The organism is Streptomyces sp. NPDC051576 (assembly GCF_040681835.1).
Lineage (GTDB): Bacteria > Actinomycetota > Actinomycetes > Streptomycetales > Streptomycetaceae > Streptomyces.
Map to the genome: position 1 here is coordinate 252,706 of NZ_JBFAZO010000015.1, position 15,328 is coordinate 268,033.

Sequence of the window (15,328 nt, forward strand, 5' to 3'; positions counted from 1 at the left end):
GGTCTACGGGTAGTTGGTGAGGTAGGCGACGTTGTTGCTGGAGTTGGACGGCCCGCCGGTGCTGTTGATGATGTGGCTGATCGTGCCGACCCCGCCCAGCGAGACGGTCACCATGTCGTGGAACTTGACCCCGGACACGCTCGGCACCTCGAAGGAGTGGTCGGCGACCACGCTGGAGTTGCTGCTGAAGTAGCAGTAGCTGCCAAGTCCCCATGCCTCGTGGGTGGTTACGCTGGCGGCGACCTTGTAGGCGGGGTAGCCCTTGCCGGAGCCGTTCATCCAGGAGGCCTGGTTCGGCGGGTCGTAGGGCATCTCGTTCTGGAAGAAGTACGTTCTGCCGCCGTTGCCGTTCCAGAGGACCTGGGTCTTCTGGAAGTGCTCGACGAACAGGCCGTACGCCGTCACGTTGGCGCCGTTGACGATCAGCCCGGTGTCCGCCGTGTTCGTCGTCCAGCCGACCGTGCCGGGGTTGCCGTGGTCGGCCCGCCAGATCCAGGTGTGGTCGATGATCGTGTTGGCGCTGTTGACCACCAGGGAGTTGGTCGCCTTGCCGACGGTCGCGCCGCCGATCCGGACGAAGAAGTCGGAGAGCTGGATCGGGTCCGCGGAGTGCGAGGCGGTCGAACCGGCCGGCCCGATCTGCACCAGCGTCGCGGAGTTGGTGGTGCCCGCGTCGATCAGCAGACCCGCCAGCTCGATACCGTCCACGTCGGCGGTGGAGATCGCGGTGATCCCGCCGTCCGGCATGAAGGTGGCCAGGCCCATGCCCAGCACCACCGTGTCGGGGCGCGTGATGTTGAGCGTCTGGTTGAGGTGGTAGACGCCCGGGGTGACCAGCAGGTTCTTGCCGGAGGCGAGCGCCGCGTTCATGTCGGCCGCGGTGGCGCCGGGCTTGACGATGTAGAACTGGTCGATCGGCAGGGACTTGCCCGCCGGGGTCTTCCCGCTCCACGTGGTGCCGACGGCGTTGGACTGCAACCCCGGTACGAACACCTGGTAGTTGCCCGCGCTGTCGACGTACAGGAAGGGCTTCTCGCGGATCGTCGGCGAGCTGGCGACGTTGGTGTACGTCGGGAAGGACTGGGCGGGTGCGCCCTGGTCGCCGACGAAGACCATGTTCCAGTTGGAGCCGGACCAACTGCCCATCTGGGAGTCACGGGTGAGGAACTGCTGCTGCGAGCCGGACTGGATCTGCCCGTCCACCTTGGTGTCGGAGATGAAGCCGCCGCTGGACCAACCGCCGTCGTCCAGCGCGAGGTTGCCGCGTACGTGCATGCGCCGGTACGGGGCGGCCTGCGAGACGGCCCAACGGTCCGTGCCACCGTTCGGGTTGACCGAGAGGTTCTCGGCGTCGCGCCAGAAGTTCTGGGTGGCGTTGCCCTGGAACCAGTCGGCCTCCGCGTGCACGGATCCGTTGATGGTCACGTCGTCCGGCGAGAAGCCGAGGCCGGCGACCTGGGTGTAGAAGCCCACGTTGGCGTTGGCGCTGTAGGTGCCCGGCTTGAACAGCAGCGCCTGGCGGGCCGAGCCGAACTGGTTGGTCTCCTGCTGGGAGAAGACCGAGTCCAGCTTGGACTGGATGCTGGACGCCGACATCGACGGGTCGAACACCGTCACGTTGGGGCCGAAGTCCGGGGTACCCGGCGGGTTGGTGGTGGCGCCGCCGAGCGTGAAGGACTGTGCGGCGGTTCCGTTGCAGGTGTACTGCGCGAGCTGCACGCTGTCGGCCGTGGACGCGCTCGGCACGTCCAGGCACTTGCCGCTGTTGCGGTTGACGAAGTGGTAGGCCCCGTCGGCCTCGGCGACCGGCAACCACTGCTGGTTGTTGCCGCCGGAGTACGTCCACAGTTGGACGGGCGCGGAGTCGGCGGTGGAGACATTGGTGACGTCCCACGCCTCGCCCGCGTTCAGGTTGCTGTTCACGCGGTAGTAGCCGCCGCTGGTAGCCACCAACTGCCAGTTCTGCGCGGTGGATCCGTTGCACGCGTACTGCTGGACGGCGGTGCCGTCGGCGCTCGCGGCCGAGCGGGCGTCGACACACTTGCCGCTGCCCTTGTTGACCACGGTGGTGTAGCCGCTCGGTATCGCGGCGGCGGCCGAGTTCGCCGCGCTCGCCGAACCCTGCGCGGCGAACTCGATGCCGGTCACGGTGGTCGCCACGAGCGCGACCGCCGTGAGCGCTCTCGGAACGCGGTGACGGCGGGTCAGCCTCTTCCGTCTGAACACGGATTCTCCTGTGGTGGTGATGGGGGGTGGGGTGGAAAGGTCGGAGGGGCGTCCGTCAGCCTGTGTACTGGGCGAAGATGCTGGTGAACTGCCAGTTGCTCTGGCTCACGCCCGAGCAGGTGTCGTCGTTCGGGTAGGCGCCGGGGCAGGGACGGTCACGGTTGGCCGACCAGAACGTCAGCCGCGCCAGGTGGTGCGCCTGCGCGTAGCCGAGGATGGTCTGGAAGTCGGCGGTGGTGACGGTCTCGTTGTTGTCGGTGATGCCGTTCATGGAGGAGATGCCCATGTCCCGGTAGGCCGCGTCGTCGCTGTAGCCGTACGCGTTCTTCAGCGCGGTCTTGAGACCCTCGGCCGCCCGCTGGGTGAGCGTGCCCATGTTCTGGCCGGCGCCGCCGAAGTCGAACGGCATGATCGTCCAGGCGTCCACGGTCAGCCCGGAGGACGCGGCACGGTTGATCAGGCTGGTGTCGGGCCCGCTCTGTCCGGTGCCGATGGTGACGTACACCTTGAGGCCCGGGTTGTTGGCCTTGACGGTCTTGAGCGCGTCCACGGTCCGCTGCTGGACGGTCGCGTTGCTGTACGCGTCGGCCTCGATGTCGATGTCGATGGCCTTGAGCGAGTAGGCGCTGATGACCTTCTGGTACGCCGCCGCCAGCTCACCGGCGCTGGAGCAGGAACTCTCCAGCTTGTTGCCGCTGTAGCCGCCGAAGGACGGGACCACGTCACCGCCGTTCGCGCGCACGGTGTTGATGGTCTGCTGGTCGACCCCGCCGGTCAGCGCCCGGCCGCCGTCCCACTGCGGGTTGCAGTAGCCGTTGCTGAGGACGAAGGCGAGGGTGAACCACTTCACGCCGGTCGCGTTCATGACAGTCGTAGGGCTGGGCGGGTTGCCCCAGCCGTTGTACAGGTAGGGCGCCACAGCCATCGGCGCGGTCGCGGGCGGGGTCGTGCCGCCGTCGGCGGCGGGCGCGGTCCACTTCTGGTTGGCGGCGCCGGAGCAGGTCCAGATCTGGGTGCGGGTGCCGTTGGCCGAGGTGTTGCCGGTGACGTCCAGACACTTGTCGGCGGCCGGGTTGACGATGTCGTGCGCGGCGGTGACGGTCCACTTCTGGTTGGCGCTGCCGGCGCAGGTCCACAGCTGGAGCTGGGCGCCGTTGGCCGTCGAATTGCCGGTGACGTCAAGGCACTTGCCCAGGGCTCTGATGGTGCCGTCGGAGCCGACCGTCCACTGCTGGGCGGCGGTGCCGTTGCAGTCGTAGATCTGTACGGCCGTGCCGTCGGCCGAGTTGGCGCCGGCCACGTCGAGACACTTGCCGCCGAGTCCGGTGATGGTGCCGGTGGCGGCCGAGGCGGAGGGGACGGCGAGGGTGCCGACGGCGGTGAGGCCGAGGGAGAGCGCGAGGGCGCAGCGCAGGGCGAGGCGTTGCATGGGGAGGGGGCCTTTCGTCCTGGGGTGGGGGGTGGACGCCGCCGGCTTGAGGGCGGTGAGAGGTGAACACGGATGTTCACGTATGTGAGCGCGGGAATGCATTCATGGGAGGTCTGTTGGCTGGTGAACCTAAAGGTCTGCACCAAAGCCGTCAAGAGGTGCGACCGGAGAAGTCCCGCACGACCTGGGTGAGTTGAGAAGTTGTAGGCGAAGGAAAAGAAATCACCAGGACCATTGAGCGGCCGGTTCGCACAGGTCACACTGTGCAGGATTTGTGATGATCGCCAGGGTGCGTGTGCCGGAGGAACCATGAACACAGCGGGGACCGCGCAGGTCGAAGTCCGACACATCCTCAGTGACAAGGTCACGGGCGGCGTCCTCAAGCCGCGTACGCGCACCATCACCTGGGCCGCCGCCCGCTATGTCGTCAAACGGCCCCCGTCCGGCAAGCACACGGTGGACCTCACCTGCACCGAGTGCTCGGCGTCCCTGCTGGCCGAGGTGCGCAACGCGTCCTCCACCCGCACCATCGCGACCGTGCTCCGCGTCATCGCGGCACTGTGCCTGGTCACCTTCGTCGCGGCTCTCGCCTACGTCGTCCACGAAGGCGGCAAGACCCTTCCCGAGGGGCAGTCGCTCCCGGTCCTCTTCCCCATCAGTGTCGTCGCCGTGATCGTCACCTTCGTCGCCGCGCCCACGCTCCACTTCCGCGGCCGGTACTACAACGGCGTCAGCATGCTCGACGCCCCCAAGCCGCGACGCCGGCACAGGATCATACCGGTGCGGGCGGCGAGACGGGTCGTACGAACTCGGCGATGAGCCGGGCGAGTTCGGCGGGCCGGTCCAGCGGGAGCAGCGTGTAGGAATCGGCCACCTCCACCAGCCGTCCCCGCGGCAGGAGTTCGGCCAGTCGGCGCCCGTGCTCGGGCGGCATCACCCGGTCCTCGCTCGCCCAGACCACGAGGGCGGGGCGGTCGAACTCCCGCAGCCGGTCGGCGGTTTCCACCAGGAGGCGGCGCCCGCCGGCCGACGCGGCGCGCAGTGCGCGTACGGCGTCACGGCGGATCTCCGGCCGCTCCTGAACCGGCCGCGTCCACCGCTCGGTGACCGCGTCCCCGCGCTTCGTCAGCCACCCGAACGCGAACGGCAGGCGGCGCAGCGCCCGCAGCCGCATCTGCCGCATGAACAACCCGAACCACCACGGCGAGAGGCGCCCCGCGAGCACCAGCGTCCGGCCCGTCAGACCCGGCGGGAAGTTGTCGAACGCCTCGCAGGACACGAGGACCACCCGCTCCACCCGCGCGGCCCCCTCCGCCATCAGCACCTGCACCAGCGCCCCACCCGTGTCGTTCCCGACGAGCGTGACGTCCCGCAGATCCAGCCGCTCCATGAACTCGGCGACGAGCCGGGCGATCCCGGGCAGCGACAGATCGGCGTCCGCGCGCACCGCGCGGCGGTGGGCGCCGAGCGGCAGCGTGGGGGCCAAACACCGGTGACCGGCGGCCAGTTCGGCGATCGGCTCGGCCCACAGCGAGGCGTCCATCAGCAGCCCGTGCAACAGCACCACGACGGGACCGTCGCCGCCGGTGTCCTCGTACTCCAGGGTCCCGGCCGAGAGTTCGATCAGCCGTTGTCCGGTGGTCGCGGCCGGTTCGGTCCTGTTCATGAACGCCTCCCGTGAGTGTCTGCACTCAAGAGGGCCGGCGGCGGTCCGAGTGTGACACCCGGACGGGAATTCCCGCCGAGTGGCAGAATCGACGGCGTGGATGGGGGGATCCTCGAACGCGAGCCCGAGCTGGCGCGACTGGCCGCGGCCGCACGCGAGGCGGCGGACGGGGCCGGCTCCGTGGCGCTCGTCTTCGGCGAGGCGGGTATCGGCAAGTCGAGCCTGGTGAAGGCCATGCCGGACCGGCTGCCCGCGCGGTCGCGCATCCTCCTGGGACAGTGCGACGACCTCGCCACCCGCCGCCCCCTCGGCCCCTTCCGCGACCTCGTCGGCAGCGTCGGCGCCGAACTCGCCCACGCCGTCGTCGAAGGCGGCGACCGCCAGCGCGTCTACGAAGCACTGCAGAAGGAGCTGGCCGGGATACCGCATCCGACGGTACTCGTCGTGGAGGACGTCCACTGGGCAGACGAGGCCTCGCTGGACGCCCTACGCTTTCTGGTGCGGCGGATGGAACGGCTGCCCGCCGTACTCGTCCTCACCTACCGGGACGACGAGCTGAGCCGCGAGCATCCACTGCGCCACCTGCTCGGCCAGGCCTCCCGCGCCGACCGCGTGCATCGGCTGCCGCTGGCCCGCCTCTCCAAGTCCGCCGTACGCACGCTCAGTTCGGCCAGCCGACTCGACGCGGCGCAGGTGTACGAGGTGACCTCGGGCAATCCCTTCTTCGTCACCGAGGTCCTGGCGGCCGGCGGCACCGGGGGAGTGCCGCCGACCGTCGTCGACGCGGTGCTCGCCCGGCTGCGCGGACTCGACGGCCGCACCGTGGACGCGCTGGAGCAGCTCGCCGTCCTGCCCTCGGCCGTCGAACGGCCCCTGGTCGACGCCCTGTTGACGGACGGCGTCGCCGGGCTGGCCGTGGCCGAACAGCGCGGACTGCTCGCCGTGAGTCCCGAACGGGTCGCGTTCCGCCACGAGTTGATTCGGCGCGCCATCGCCGACTCCCTGCCCGCGGCCCGCCGCATCGACCTCAACCGCGCCGCCCTCACCGCGCTCGTGGCCCGGCCCGGCTCCGACCCGGCCCGCATCGTCCACCATGCCGCCCAGGCCGGCGACCAGGACGCCATCGCCCGCTACGGCCCCCACGCGGCCCGGGACGCCACCGAGGCCGGCGCCCACCGCGAGGCCGCCGCCCATCTCCGGCTCGTCCTGCGGGAACGCCACCGCTACACCACCGCCGAACTCGCCGACCTCCTCGAACGCTATGCCGTGGAGTGCTACACCATCGCCGACTCCGTCGAGGCCGTCACGGCCCAGCGGGACGCCGTGGCCCTGCGCCGCTCGCTCGGCGACACCCTGGCGCTCGGCGCCGACCTGCGCTGGCTGTCCCGCATCCACTGGTGGGCGGGCCACGCCGACGAGGCCCAGAACGCGGCACGGGAGGCCATCGCCGTCCTCGAACACGCCGGTGACGACCGGCTGTTGGCCCTCGCGCTCAGCAACACGGCCCAACTGCGGATGCTGTCCGACCGCTACGCCGAGGCCGTCGAGCACGGCGAGCGGGCCATCGCCCTGGCCCGCCGCGCGGACGACGCGGCGATCCTGGCCCACGCCCTCAACAACGTCGGCGCCGCCCGCTGGCGCAGCGGTGATCCCGACGGGCGACGACAGTTGGAGGAGAGCCTCGCCGTCGCGCTATCCGCCGGCGAGGTCGAGCACGCCTGCCGGTCCTACGCCAACATCATCTGGTCCCTGCTCGACAACCTCCGGTACACCGAGGCCGACCGGTATCTGCCCCCGGCCATGGAACTCGCCGACCGCGCCGAGCACTTGGGGTTCCTCAACTACCTGCACGTCGAGCAGGCCATGCGCCGCCTCGCCGCCGCCGACTGGGAGGAGGCCGAGCGGCACGCCGAGTACGGGATGCACGACTTCGTACCGGCGCGCTGTCCCGCGCTGACCGTCCTGGCGCGCGTACGGGTCCGGCGCGGCAGGCCCGGCGCCGACGAACTCCTCACCCAGGCCTGGGAGATCGCCGTACGGACCCGGGAGCTGCAGCGCACCGGACCGGTGGCCGCCGCACGGGCCGAGGCGGCCTGGCTGCGCGGCGATCACGCGGCGGCGGCCGAGGCCGCAGGGCCGGTCCACACGCAGGCGGGCCGGCTGGACTACGGGCCGTACCGGGCCGAACTCGGGTACTGGCTCGCGAAGTCCGGGCATCCCGTGACCGGCGACGACAGCGACCACCCGTACGCGCTCCAAGCCGCCGGTGACTGGAAACGGGCGGCGGACCGGTGGCAGCAGGCCGGCTGCCCCTACGAACACGCCGCCGCGCTCGCGGAGAGCCCCGACCCGGCCGACAAACTCACCGCGCTCGCCCGCCTCGACGCACTCGGCGCCGAACCCCTCGCCCGGCTCGTCCGCACCGAACTGCGCCACCTCGGCGTCCCCCGCATCCCGCGCGGCCCGCACGCGGCGACCCGGGGCAACCCGGCCGGTCTCACCGAGCGCCAACTCCAGGTCGTACGACTGCTCGTGGACGGTCTGACCAACCCGGAGATCGCCGACCGCCTCGTCGTGTCCGTCCGAACCGTCGACAACCATGTACGGGCCGTCCTGGAGAAGCTGGGCGCACCGACCCGACGCCAGGCCGCCGCCCGCGCCACGGAACTCGGCCTGCTGCCGGACGGCGAAACGTAGGTACCCGACGGCGCCGAGCTGGGTGACGCGCACGGATGACCGTGCGGTTCCGGGCGAAATAGAACAAGCAGGTCATCCAGAGCAGCACGAAACGGGGGACCGCATGTCCAGCACACCCGCACAGACCGCTCGCCGCGAACTGACCGACTTCACCGGGGAGTTGATAGGCCCGGACGACGCCGCCTACCCGGAGGCCCGCGCCGTCTACAACGCGATGATCGACAAACGGCCCGCGCTCATCGCGCGCTGCGCCGACGCGGACGCCGTGGCCCGCACGATCGCATTCGCCCGTGCTCACGACCTGCCCCTCGCGGTGCGCGGCGGCGGCCACCACGGAGCCGGACTCGGCACCATCGACGGGGGAGTGGTCGCCGACCTCTCCCCGCTGAAGGCCATCCACGTCGACCCCGAGGCCCGTACCGTCCGGGTCGGCGGAGGCTGCGTCTGGGGCGAGGTGGACCGCGCCACCAACGCGCACGGACTCGCCACCCCCAGCGGCATCATCTCCACCACCGGCGTCGGCGGCATCGCCACCGGCGGCGGACTCGGCCACCTCACCCGCAAGTGCGGGCTGACCATCGACAACCTCCTGGAGGCCGACCTCGTCCTCGCGGACGGCAGCCGGGTACGGGCCAGTGCCGACGAGAACAGCGACCTGTTCTGGGCGGTCCGGGGCGGCGGCGGCAACTTCGGCGTCGTCACCTCGTTCCTGTTCCGCCTGCACGAGGTGAGCACGGTCGTCGCCGGACCCACCTTCTGGCCCGTCGAGATCAGCGCCGAAGTCCTCACCGCCTACCGCGACTTCCTGCCGAACGCGCCCCGCGAACTGAGCGCCTTCTTCCTCTACGGCAGCGTCCCGCCCGCCCCGCCGTTCCCCGAGGAACTCCACCTGCGCAAGACGGCCGGCGTCGTCTGGTGCTACACCGGCGGTGACACCGAGGCCGCCGCACGCGAGATGGCACCGTTGCTCGACGCGCTGCCCGCACCCCTGCTGCACGCGGCCGGACCGATGCAACACCCGGACATGCAGGCGATGTTCGACGGGCTCTACCCGCCCGGCGACCAGTGGTACTGGCGCGCCGACTTCGTCAACGACATCCCCGACGAGGCCGTGGAACTCCACGCCAAGTTCGGCGCCGAGGTCCCCACCCCGCAGTCGACGATGCACCTCTACCCGATCGACGGCGCCGCCCACGACGTCGGCAACGACGAGACCCCGTGGGCGTATCGCGACGCACGCTGGGCGTCCGTGTTCGCCGGTGTCGACCGGGACCCCGCCAACGCCGGCCTCGTCAAGAGGTGGACCATCGACTACCAGGAGGCCCTGCACCCGTACTCGGCGGGCGGCGCCTACGTGAACATGATGATGGACGAGGGGCAGGAACGCGTCCGGGCCAGCTACCGCGGCAACTACGACCGGCTGTCCCGCATCAAGGCCGACCGCGACCCGGACAACGTCTTCCGTCTGAACCAGAACATCCACCCGGCCCCGAAACCGCGCTACGAGACACGCCCGTGACACCAGCTCCGAGGCCGGGCCGGCATCACGCGTTCGGATCGAACGAGATGCCGGACGGCTCGGCGATGGAGAGCGCGTAGTTGAAGTCGCTGTCCCTGATCTTCAGCGTGGCCGAGCCGAAGTCCGCGGCCAGGAGCTTGTCCTTGAGGCCGGCCGGGTAGCCGTTCCAGCCCACCAGGCGCGGGTAGAACCAGCCGCCGGTGGCGTTCTCCGGGGGTTCGTCGTTGGTGTTGGCGAAGCGGAAGTCGTGCGAGCCGATGCCGTCCTTGTGATAGACGATCTTGGGGTGCGTGCCGTCGAAACGCACCCCCGAGGCCGCGGACACCTGGTACGCGGAGTGCTGTGACACCGACACGTACTGAACCGTGTTGTCCTTGATCCACACCACGACGTGCTCCCAGTCGTGGGTGTGACCGATCGCCGCCGGACCCAGGGTGACCTGGTCCTTCTCGAAGTAGCTGGCGTACATCACCGCACACCAGTCGTTGTTGCACTTCTCGCGGGAGTACGTGTTGGCGTTGTTCAGCTGCGCGAGGTCGTGGCAGTGCCCGTTGACGTCGCCACCGAGCTTGAGCCCGGGGTTGATGGTGCCGTCCAGGCCGATGGCGGCTGTGGCGTAGCAGCCGTCGCCGTCGTAGTCGTAGGCCGGGGAGAAGGTCTGCTCCAGACCGTCGGCGTTCTGCGGGAGCAGCGTCAGTACGTCGGCCTGGGCAGCCGTCGCCTGCCCGATCACGAGGGCGAGCGCACCGAGGACGGTGACGACGGCGGACCGGCGAAGGCGCCGGTTCCGGGGCTTGGGGGCTCTGGCGGGGTGTGCGGTGGGGGGTGTCGGAAGAGGCACGCCAACTCCAGTTCTTGGCTGTGGGGGCGCTACTGGCTGCGCCAGGTCCAGACCATCGCAGTCCGGTGTGTGCACGTCAACACCTGTGCGGTGTACGGGTTTTGGCGAGGCACTGAACTCTCCTACCTGTGTCTTCCCTATGTCTTCCGCGTGCCTCTGTGGCTCTCGACGCGACCATGGCCCTCGGCGAACAGGTGCGCTAATTTGAGATCCAGGGCACAGGTGGATGGGCACCCGTGGTGAGTGCGGGAGGTTCTGATTGACCCCGGCGCAACTACGGGCCTTCGCGGCGACCGTCCGCCTTGGTTCGGTGAAGGCCGCCGCTGCCGATCTCGCCGTCACCGAGTCGGCCGTCTCGATCCATGTCGCACATCTGCGCCGGGAGTTGGGCGACAAACTCTTCGCCCGTACGGCCAACGGGCTCGCCTTCACTCCTGGCGGGCTGCGGCTGGCCAGCCGGGCCGCCGAGCTGCTGGGACTCCAGGATCAGACGATCCTCGAAGTCAAACAGGCCGGCTCCGGCCGCCGACTGCTGCGCGTCGCCGCGTCCAGCCTGTTCGCCGAGCACGCCGCACCCGGCCTGATCGAACTGTTCGCGGGCCGCGCCGACGACCTCGACGTCGAACTCAGCGTCCACACCCCGCAGAAGTTCGCCTCACTGCTCCTGACCCGCTCCGTCGACGTGGCCATCGGCCCCCGACCCGCCACCCTCGACGCCGCCCTGACCTGCACGCACTTCCTCAACTACCAGCTCATCGCCGTAGTGGGACCCGACCACCCCCTCGCGTCCACCGCGAACGCAGGTACCGCCGAACTGCGCGCCCAAACGTGGCTGTTGGGCCCTTCGGCGGTCGGACGGACGGGCATCGTGCCGTCGATACTCCGCCGCCTGGGCATCCCCGAACACAACCAGCGGATCTTCCAGAGCCACGCCGCCTCCGTCGACGAGGCCAAGCGAGGCAGGGGAGTCGCCCTCGCGGTCGCCTTCGCCGTGACGAAGGACCTCGCGGAAGGCGACCTCCGCCGACTCACGGGCCCCCAACTCCCCGCCCGCGGCTCCTGGAACCTCCTCACCCTCCCCGACCGCGAAGCCCCGCCCGCCGCAGCGGAGTTACGCCGCTTCGTCACCACACCGCGCGCCACCCAGGCGATGCTGCGCGGCACGGGGGTCACGGCGGGGCGGTTCCGGCCGGCGATCCACGTGACGTTGTGGAGTTAGCGGCTGCGTCGTCTTGCGAGTCGTGAGATCTGGCCCGGCGCGCGCAGCAGTGTGCCGAAGCGGAAGGCTGGCAACAGGGGGTCGATGTTCGGTAGGCCGCTGTCATTGTTGTGGTGCGGGGTGTGAAGCCGGGGGAGTCAGCGCCCGCGTCGTCTCCCGAGCCGCGCGATCTGGTCCGGCACCCGCAGTAGCGCGCCGAAGCTGTCGGCCGGCAGCAGCAGGTCGACGTACGGCAGCGCTGCCGCCATCGTCGTCGTGCGGGGTGCGAAACCGGGCGCGGCGGCCCGGGGGTTGAGCCAGATCACCGTATGGGCGCGGCGTCGCAGTCGGGCCATGGCGGCGGCGAGCCGGTCCGGTGGATCGGCGTCCCAGCCGTCGGAGCCGATCAGTACGACGGCGCCGCGCAGGGTGCCGCCGTGGTGCGAGGCGAGGAGCGTGCCCAGGCAGTGGGCGATGCGGGTACCGCCGAACCGGTCGGTGACCCGCAGTGTCGCCTCCTCGAACGCCTCCTGCGCCGAGCGGTGCGCGAGCACCGGAGTGAGCCGGGTCAGCGACGTGGCGAACGCGAAGACCTCGGCGCGGGTCGTCAGCGCGAGCGCCCGCATCAGGTACAGATACGCCACCGCCTGCGCCTGCATCGACCGGCTCACGTCACACAGCACCACGACCCGGCGCGGTCGGTCCACCGGTCCGGCCCGGACCAGCCGTACGGGTTCCCAGCCGGTGTGCCGGGCCTGGGCCATCGTCTCCCGGACCGCCACTCGATGGCCGTCTGCCCGCACGGCCTGGCGCCGGGTTCGGCGCAGCGGCCACTCCTGGAGCCGCGCCTCCAGCCAGCGACCTAGCAACTCGGCCTGCTCCGGGCTCAGTTCACCGAACGGTGTGTCCACCACGGCCGCCAGATCGCTCGGCAACCGCTCCGGCACGGTCAGCGCGCGGTCCGTACGGTGTTCGGCGGTGTCCACGGCGGGCGGCAGGGTCACCCAGGGCAGGCCGGCACCGCCCACGGGGGCGGCGTCGGCACGAGCCCCGTCCTGCCCCTCGGGGCCCGCGCCGTACCCATCGCGCCGGGTATTGGGGTCGAGCGCGAGCACGGCCTGCCCGAAGACCGCGTCGAAGACCTCGTCGAAACGGGCAAGTTGAGGGTGATCGCGTACGAGGGTGACGCGAGCCGTCCAGTACAGCGCCGTCCGTGTCCTGGGCGGAGCCGCGGCGAGCGCGTGCACGAAGTCCCGGGCCGCGGTCGGGCCCACCGGCACGCCGTGTTCCCTGAGCCGGGTGGCGAGCGCGGTGGCGAAGGCGGCCCGGTCGACGGTGGGCAGCAGGGGACCACCCGGTGTCATCGGACCAGCAGATAGACCACCACGGCGATGACGACGGCAGCGAGGAGGGCGGGGATCAGCCGCCTGTACACGGAGGCACCGGCCACCCGCATCAGGTCCAACGGCTCGGCCTCCGGCACCGGTTCCACCGCCTCCGCCTCGGGCTCGGTCTCCGGCAGGTCCCGCGTCGTCAGCAACCGTGTCTCCACGTTCGCCACGAACTCCGCGAACAGCTTCTCCGAGATCTCCTTGATCATGCCGCTGCCGAACTGGGCAAGCCTGCCACTGATGTTGAGGTCCGTACTGACCGTCACAACCGTGACCGCGCCCTCGCCACGCAGCCGTGCGTCGACCGTCGCGGACGCGTTGCCGCCCCCGCGCATGTCCTTGCCTGCCGCGCTGATCACGGCGTGATGCGCGCTCTCGTCCCGTTCCACGAAGCGTGCCGTCCCCGCGAACTGGCTGACCATGGGCCCGACTTTGACCTTGACCTTGCCCCGGTGGACGTCGCCGTCGACGCCGGTCAGTTCGGCGCCGGGCATGCACGGGGCGAGAGCCTCCAGATCGGTGAGCGCCTGCCAGGCCCGCTCGACCGGCACACCGACGCTGAACTCGTTGTCGATCTTCATGGTGTCCTCGCTTCTTCGGGATAGCCGAGCGCGTCGAGGGCCCCGACCACGGCGGTGCGGTCGTCGGGGCTCTTGGCGACCGTGCTGAGCGTGCGGACGATGTCCTCGCGGGCCAGCCGCGCGACCCGCAGCGCCGCCAGCGCGGAGACCCAGTCGATGGCCTCCGCCATACCGGGCGCCTTGTCGAGATCGAGCCCGCGCAGGTGGCCGATGAACTCGGTCGTGGACGCGATCAGCGGCTCGTTCGCGGCCGGCACCGTACGGCGCAGGATCTCCGCCGTGCGTTCGGGCGTGGGGAAGTCGATCCAGTGGTAGAGGCAGCGCCTGCGCAGCGCGTCGTGCAACTCCCGGCTGCGGTTGGAGGTGAGCACCACGACGGGCGGCCGTACGGCGGTGAAGGTGCCCAACTCCGGGACGCTGATGGACCGTTCGCCCAGGAACTCGAAGAGCAGCGCCTCGAACTCGTCGTCGGCCCGGTCGATCTCGTCGATCAACAGCACGGGCGGCAGCGGGCCTTGATGGCGCACCGCCCGCAACAGGGGCCGGTCCAGCAGGAATTCCTCGCTGAACAGGTCGCCGTCGGACAACTCCCGCCCGTGCGCCTCGGTCAACCGGACGGCGAGCAGTTGGCGCTGGTAGTTCCACTCGTACAGCGCCTCGCCCGCCGTCAGCCCCTCGTAGCACTGCAACCGGATCAGCGGCGTGTCCAGGGCCTTGGCGAGGGCCTTGGCCGCACTGGTCTTGCCCACGCCCGGCTCGCCCTCCAGCAGCAGCGGCCGGTCGAGCAGCGTGGCGAGGAGGAGGGCGGTCGCTGTCCCGTCGTCGACGAGGTGGCCGACCGCGTCGAGCCGCCGCCGTACGTCTTCGGTGTCCGCGAAGAGTGCGCTCACCCGGTGGCCCGTCCACCCGTGGACCAGCGGTCCCGGCAGCCCGTCCCGCAGAACCAGAACTCGCCGTCCCCGGTGGTGAGATGAGGTGTGTCGGCGCGCACGGTCACGGTCATCCCGCACACCGGGTCCACGGCTTCGACCGGGCGCTCGGGGACCGGCAGGGGCGCCTTCGACGCGTGGACGACCCGCACCACGTCCGCCAGGATCGACAGCGCGATCTCGGACGGGGTCCGGGCACCGATGTCCAGCCCGGCCGGAGCCTGGACACGGGCGCGCTCTGCCTCGGTCAGGCCGAGTTCGTCGAGGAGGGCGGCGGCACGGCGGTGGCTGGCGACCAGCGCGATATGACCGACACCCGCGTCGAGGGCGGCGCGCAGGGACTCCGCGTCGCCCCGGCCTTGCCCGGCGACGATCACCGCCGCAGTGTGGTCGGCGGGCGGGCCGTCGGGCAGCGAGCGGGCCGTGGCGTAGCCGAGCAGGGCGGCGAACGCGACGCAGGCCTCCGCGACCGGTGTGGTCCCGACGATCTCGATCAGCGGCGGCGGCAGCACCGGCTCCAGGAAGATCTCCAACGCGCCGCCGGACAGGCATGGGTTGACCACGACCCGCGCCCCGGGTGTGTCGGGGAACTCGGCGTCCCCCTGCGGCAGGACGCGCAGCAACAGCGGTCCGCCGTCGTGCAGGGCGCCGAGCGCGGCCGTACGCACCGAGCCCTCGGCGCACTGGCCGCCGACGAAGCCGTCGATGGTGCCGTCGCCATGGACGATGGCCTCGTCGCCGGGGTGCGCCGAGGCGGGTGCCTGGGCGCGCACCACGCGTGCGTGGACGAACGGCACGCGCCGCTCGGTGAGTTCGAGGGCCCGCGCACTCAACTTGCCGGTCATCGCGAC

The 15,328-nt window shown here is 70.8% G+C and carries 12 protein-coding genes; 4 read left to right on the forward strand and 8 right to left on the reverse strand.

Annotated elements, in window-relative coordinates; all coding sequences use genetic code 11:
• Positions 1 to 3: 3 nt before the first annotated feature.
• Positions 4 to 2,160: an RICIN domain-containing protein gene (locus tag AB0M63_RS39925; protein WP_366022870.1), complete on the reverse strand. Its 2,157-nt coding sequence runs from the start codon at positions 2,158 to 2,160 to the stop codon at positions 4 to 6.
• 121 nt (positions 2,161 to 2,281) lie between these two features.
• Positions 2,282 to 3,655: a lectin gene (locus tag AB0M63_RS39930; RefSeq protein WP_366022827.1), complete on the reverse strand. Its 1,374-nt coding sequence runs from the start codon at positions 3,653 to 3,655 to the stop codon at positions 2,282 to 2,284.
• Between the two features lie 309 nt (positions 3,656 to 3,964).
• Between AB0M63_RS39930 and AB0M63_RS39935 the strand changes: the two genes are divergently transcribed.
• Positions 3,965 to 4,474, forward strand: coding sequence for a hypothetical protein (locus AB0M63_RS39935; RefSeq protein ID WP_355915827.1), 510 nt, complete (start codon positions 3,965 to 3,967; stop codon positions 4,472 to 4,474).
• Here the strand turns inward: AB0M63_RS39935 and AB0M63_RS39940 are convergent.
• Positions 4,428 to 5,321 (reverse strand): alpha/beta hydrolase, encoded by an 894-nt coding sequence (locus tag AB0M63_RS39940; RefSeq protein ID WP_366022828.1) that lies wholly within the window; start codon positions 5,319 to 5,321, stop codon positions 4,428 to 4,430. The genes AB0M63_RS39935 and AB0M63_RS39940 overlap by 47 nt on opposite strands.
• A gap of 96 nt (positions 5,322 to 5,417) precedes the next feature.
• Here AB0M63_RS39940 and AB0M63_RS39945 point away from each other — a divergent pair, with 96 nt between their 5' ends.
• The gene (locus tag AB0M63_RS39945; RefSeq protein WP_366022829.1) at positions 5,418 to 8,018 is read left to right on the forward strand and encodes an AAA family ATPase; all 2,601 of its coding nucleotides are present in this window, start codon (positions 5,418 to 5,420) and stop codon (positions 8,016 to 8,018) included.
• 103 nt (positions 8,019 to 8,121) lie between these two features.
• Positions 8,122 to 9,537 carry an FAD-binding oxidoreductase gene (locus AB0M63_RS39950; protein WP_366022830.1) on the forward strand — a complete coding sequence of 472 codons (1,416 nt, stop codon included), beginning with the start codon at positions 8,122 to 8,124 and terminating at the stop codon, positions 9,535 to 9,537.
• A 25-nt stretch (positions 9,538 to 9,562) separates the two neighbouring features.
• Here AB0M63_RS39950 and AB0M63_RS39955 read toward each other — a convergent pair whose 3' ends face one another.
• Positions 9,563 to 10,270 carry an NPP1 family protein gene (locus AB0M63_RS39955; protein WP_355915906.1) on the reverse strand — a complete coding sequence of 236 codons (708 nt, stop codon included), beginning with the start codon at positions 10,268 to 10,270 and terminating at the stop codon, positions 9,563 to 9,565.
• Between the two features lie 367 nt (positions 10,271 to 10,637).
• Here AB0M63_RS39955 and AB0M63_RS39960 point away from each other — a divergent pair, with 367 nt between their 5' ends.
• Positions 10,638 to 11,597 carry a LysR family transcriptional regulator gene (locus AB0M63_RS39960; protein WP_366022831.1) on the forward strand — a complete coding sequence of 320 codons (960 nt, stop codon included), beginning with the start codon at positions 10,638 to 10,640 and terminating at the stop codon, positions 11,595 to 11,597.
• A gap of 137 nt (positions 11,598 to 11,734) precedes the next feature.
• On the opposite strand, the gene AB0M63_RS39965 is transcribed toward AB0M63_RS39960, so the two are convergent.
• Genes AB0M63_RS39965 through AB0M63_RS39980 form a run of 4 tightly spaced genes read right to left on the reverse strand, consistent with a single transcriptional unit; the run spans position 11,735 to position 15,322 of the window.
• Positions 11,735 to 12,940 (reverse strand): VWA domain-containing protein, encoded by a 1,206-nt coding sequence (locus AB0M63_RS39965; protein WP_366022832.1) that lies wholly within the window; start codon positions 12,938 to 12,940, stop codon positions 11,735 to 11,737.
• Positions 12,937 to 13,548 carry an SRPBCC family protein gene (locus AB0M63_RS39970; protein WP_366022833.1) on the reverse strand — a complete coding sequence of 204 codons (612 nt, stop codon included), beginning with the start codon at positions 13,546 to 13,548 and terminating at the stop codon, positions 12,937 to 12,939. Before AB0M63_RS39970 ends, AB0M63_RS39965 begins: the two co-directional genes overlap by 4 nt.
• Complete coding sequence (locus AB0M63_RS39975) at positions 13,545 to 14,438, reverse strand: MoxR family ATPase (RefSeq protein WP_366022834.1); 894 nt, start codon at positions 14,436 to 14,438, stop codon at positions 13,545 to 13,547. The genes AB0M63_RS39970 and AB0M63_RS39975 overlap by 4 nt, the downstream gene beginning before the upstream one ends.
• On the reverse strand, positions 14,435 to 15,322 hold the full coding sequence (locus AB0M63_RS39980) for an XdhC family protein (protein WP_366022835.1): 888 nt from the start codon (positions 15,320 to 15,322) through the stop codon (positions 14,435 to 14,437). Before AB0M63_RS39980 ends, AB0M63_RS39975 begins: the two co-directional genes overlap by 4 nt.
• Between the last annotated feature and the right edge of the window lie 6 nt (positions 15,323 to 15,328).

What these genes read in the sequence shown, in the direction of transcription:
- AB0M63_RS39965 (WP_366022832.1), bottom strand. Translation starts at nt 12,940, where the DNA reads ATGACACCGGGTGGTCCCCTGCTGCCCACCGTCGACCGGGCCGCCTTC.
- AB0M63_RS39970 (WP_366022833.1), bottom strand. Translation starts at nt 13,548, where the DNA reads ATGAAGATCGACAACGAGTTCAGCGTCGGTGTGCCGGTCGAGCGGGCC.
- AB0M63_RS39935 (WP_355915827.1), top strand. Translation starts at nt 3,965, where the DNA reads ATGAACACAGCGGGGACCGCGCAGGTCGAAGTCCGACACATCCTCAGT.
- AB0M63_RS39980 (WP_366022835.1), bottom strand. Translation starts at nt 15,322, where the DNA reads ATGACCGGCAAGTTGAGTGCGCGGGCCCTCGAACTCACCGAGCGGCGC.
- AB0M63_RS39930 (WP_366022827.1), bottom strand. Translation starts at nt 3,655, where the DNA reads ATGCAACGCCTCGCCCTGCGCTGCGCCCTCGCGCTCTCCCTCGGCCTC.
- AB0M63_RS39940 (WP_366022828.1), bottom strand. Translation starts at nt 5,321, where the DNA reads ATGAACAGGACCGAACCGGCCGCGACCACCGGACAACGGCTGATCGAA.
- AB0M63_RS39950 (WP_366022830.1), top strand. Translation starts at nt 8,122, where the DNA reads ATGTCCAGCACACCCGCACAGACCGCTCGCCGCGAACTGACCGACTTC.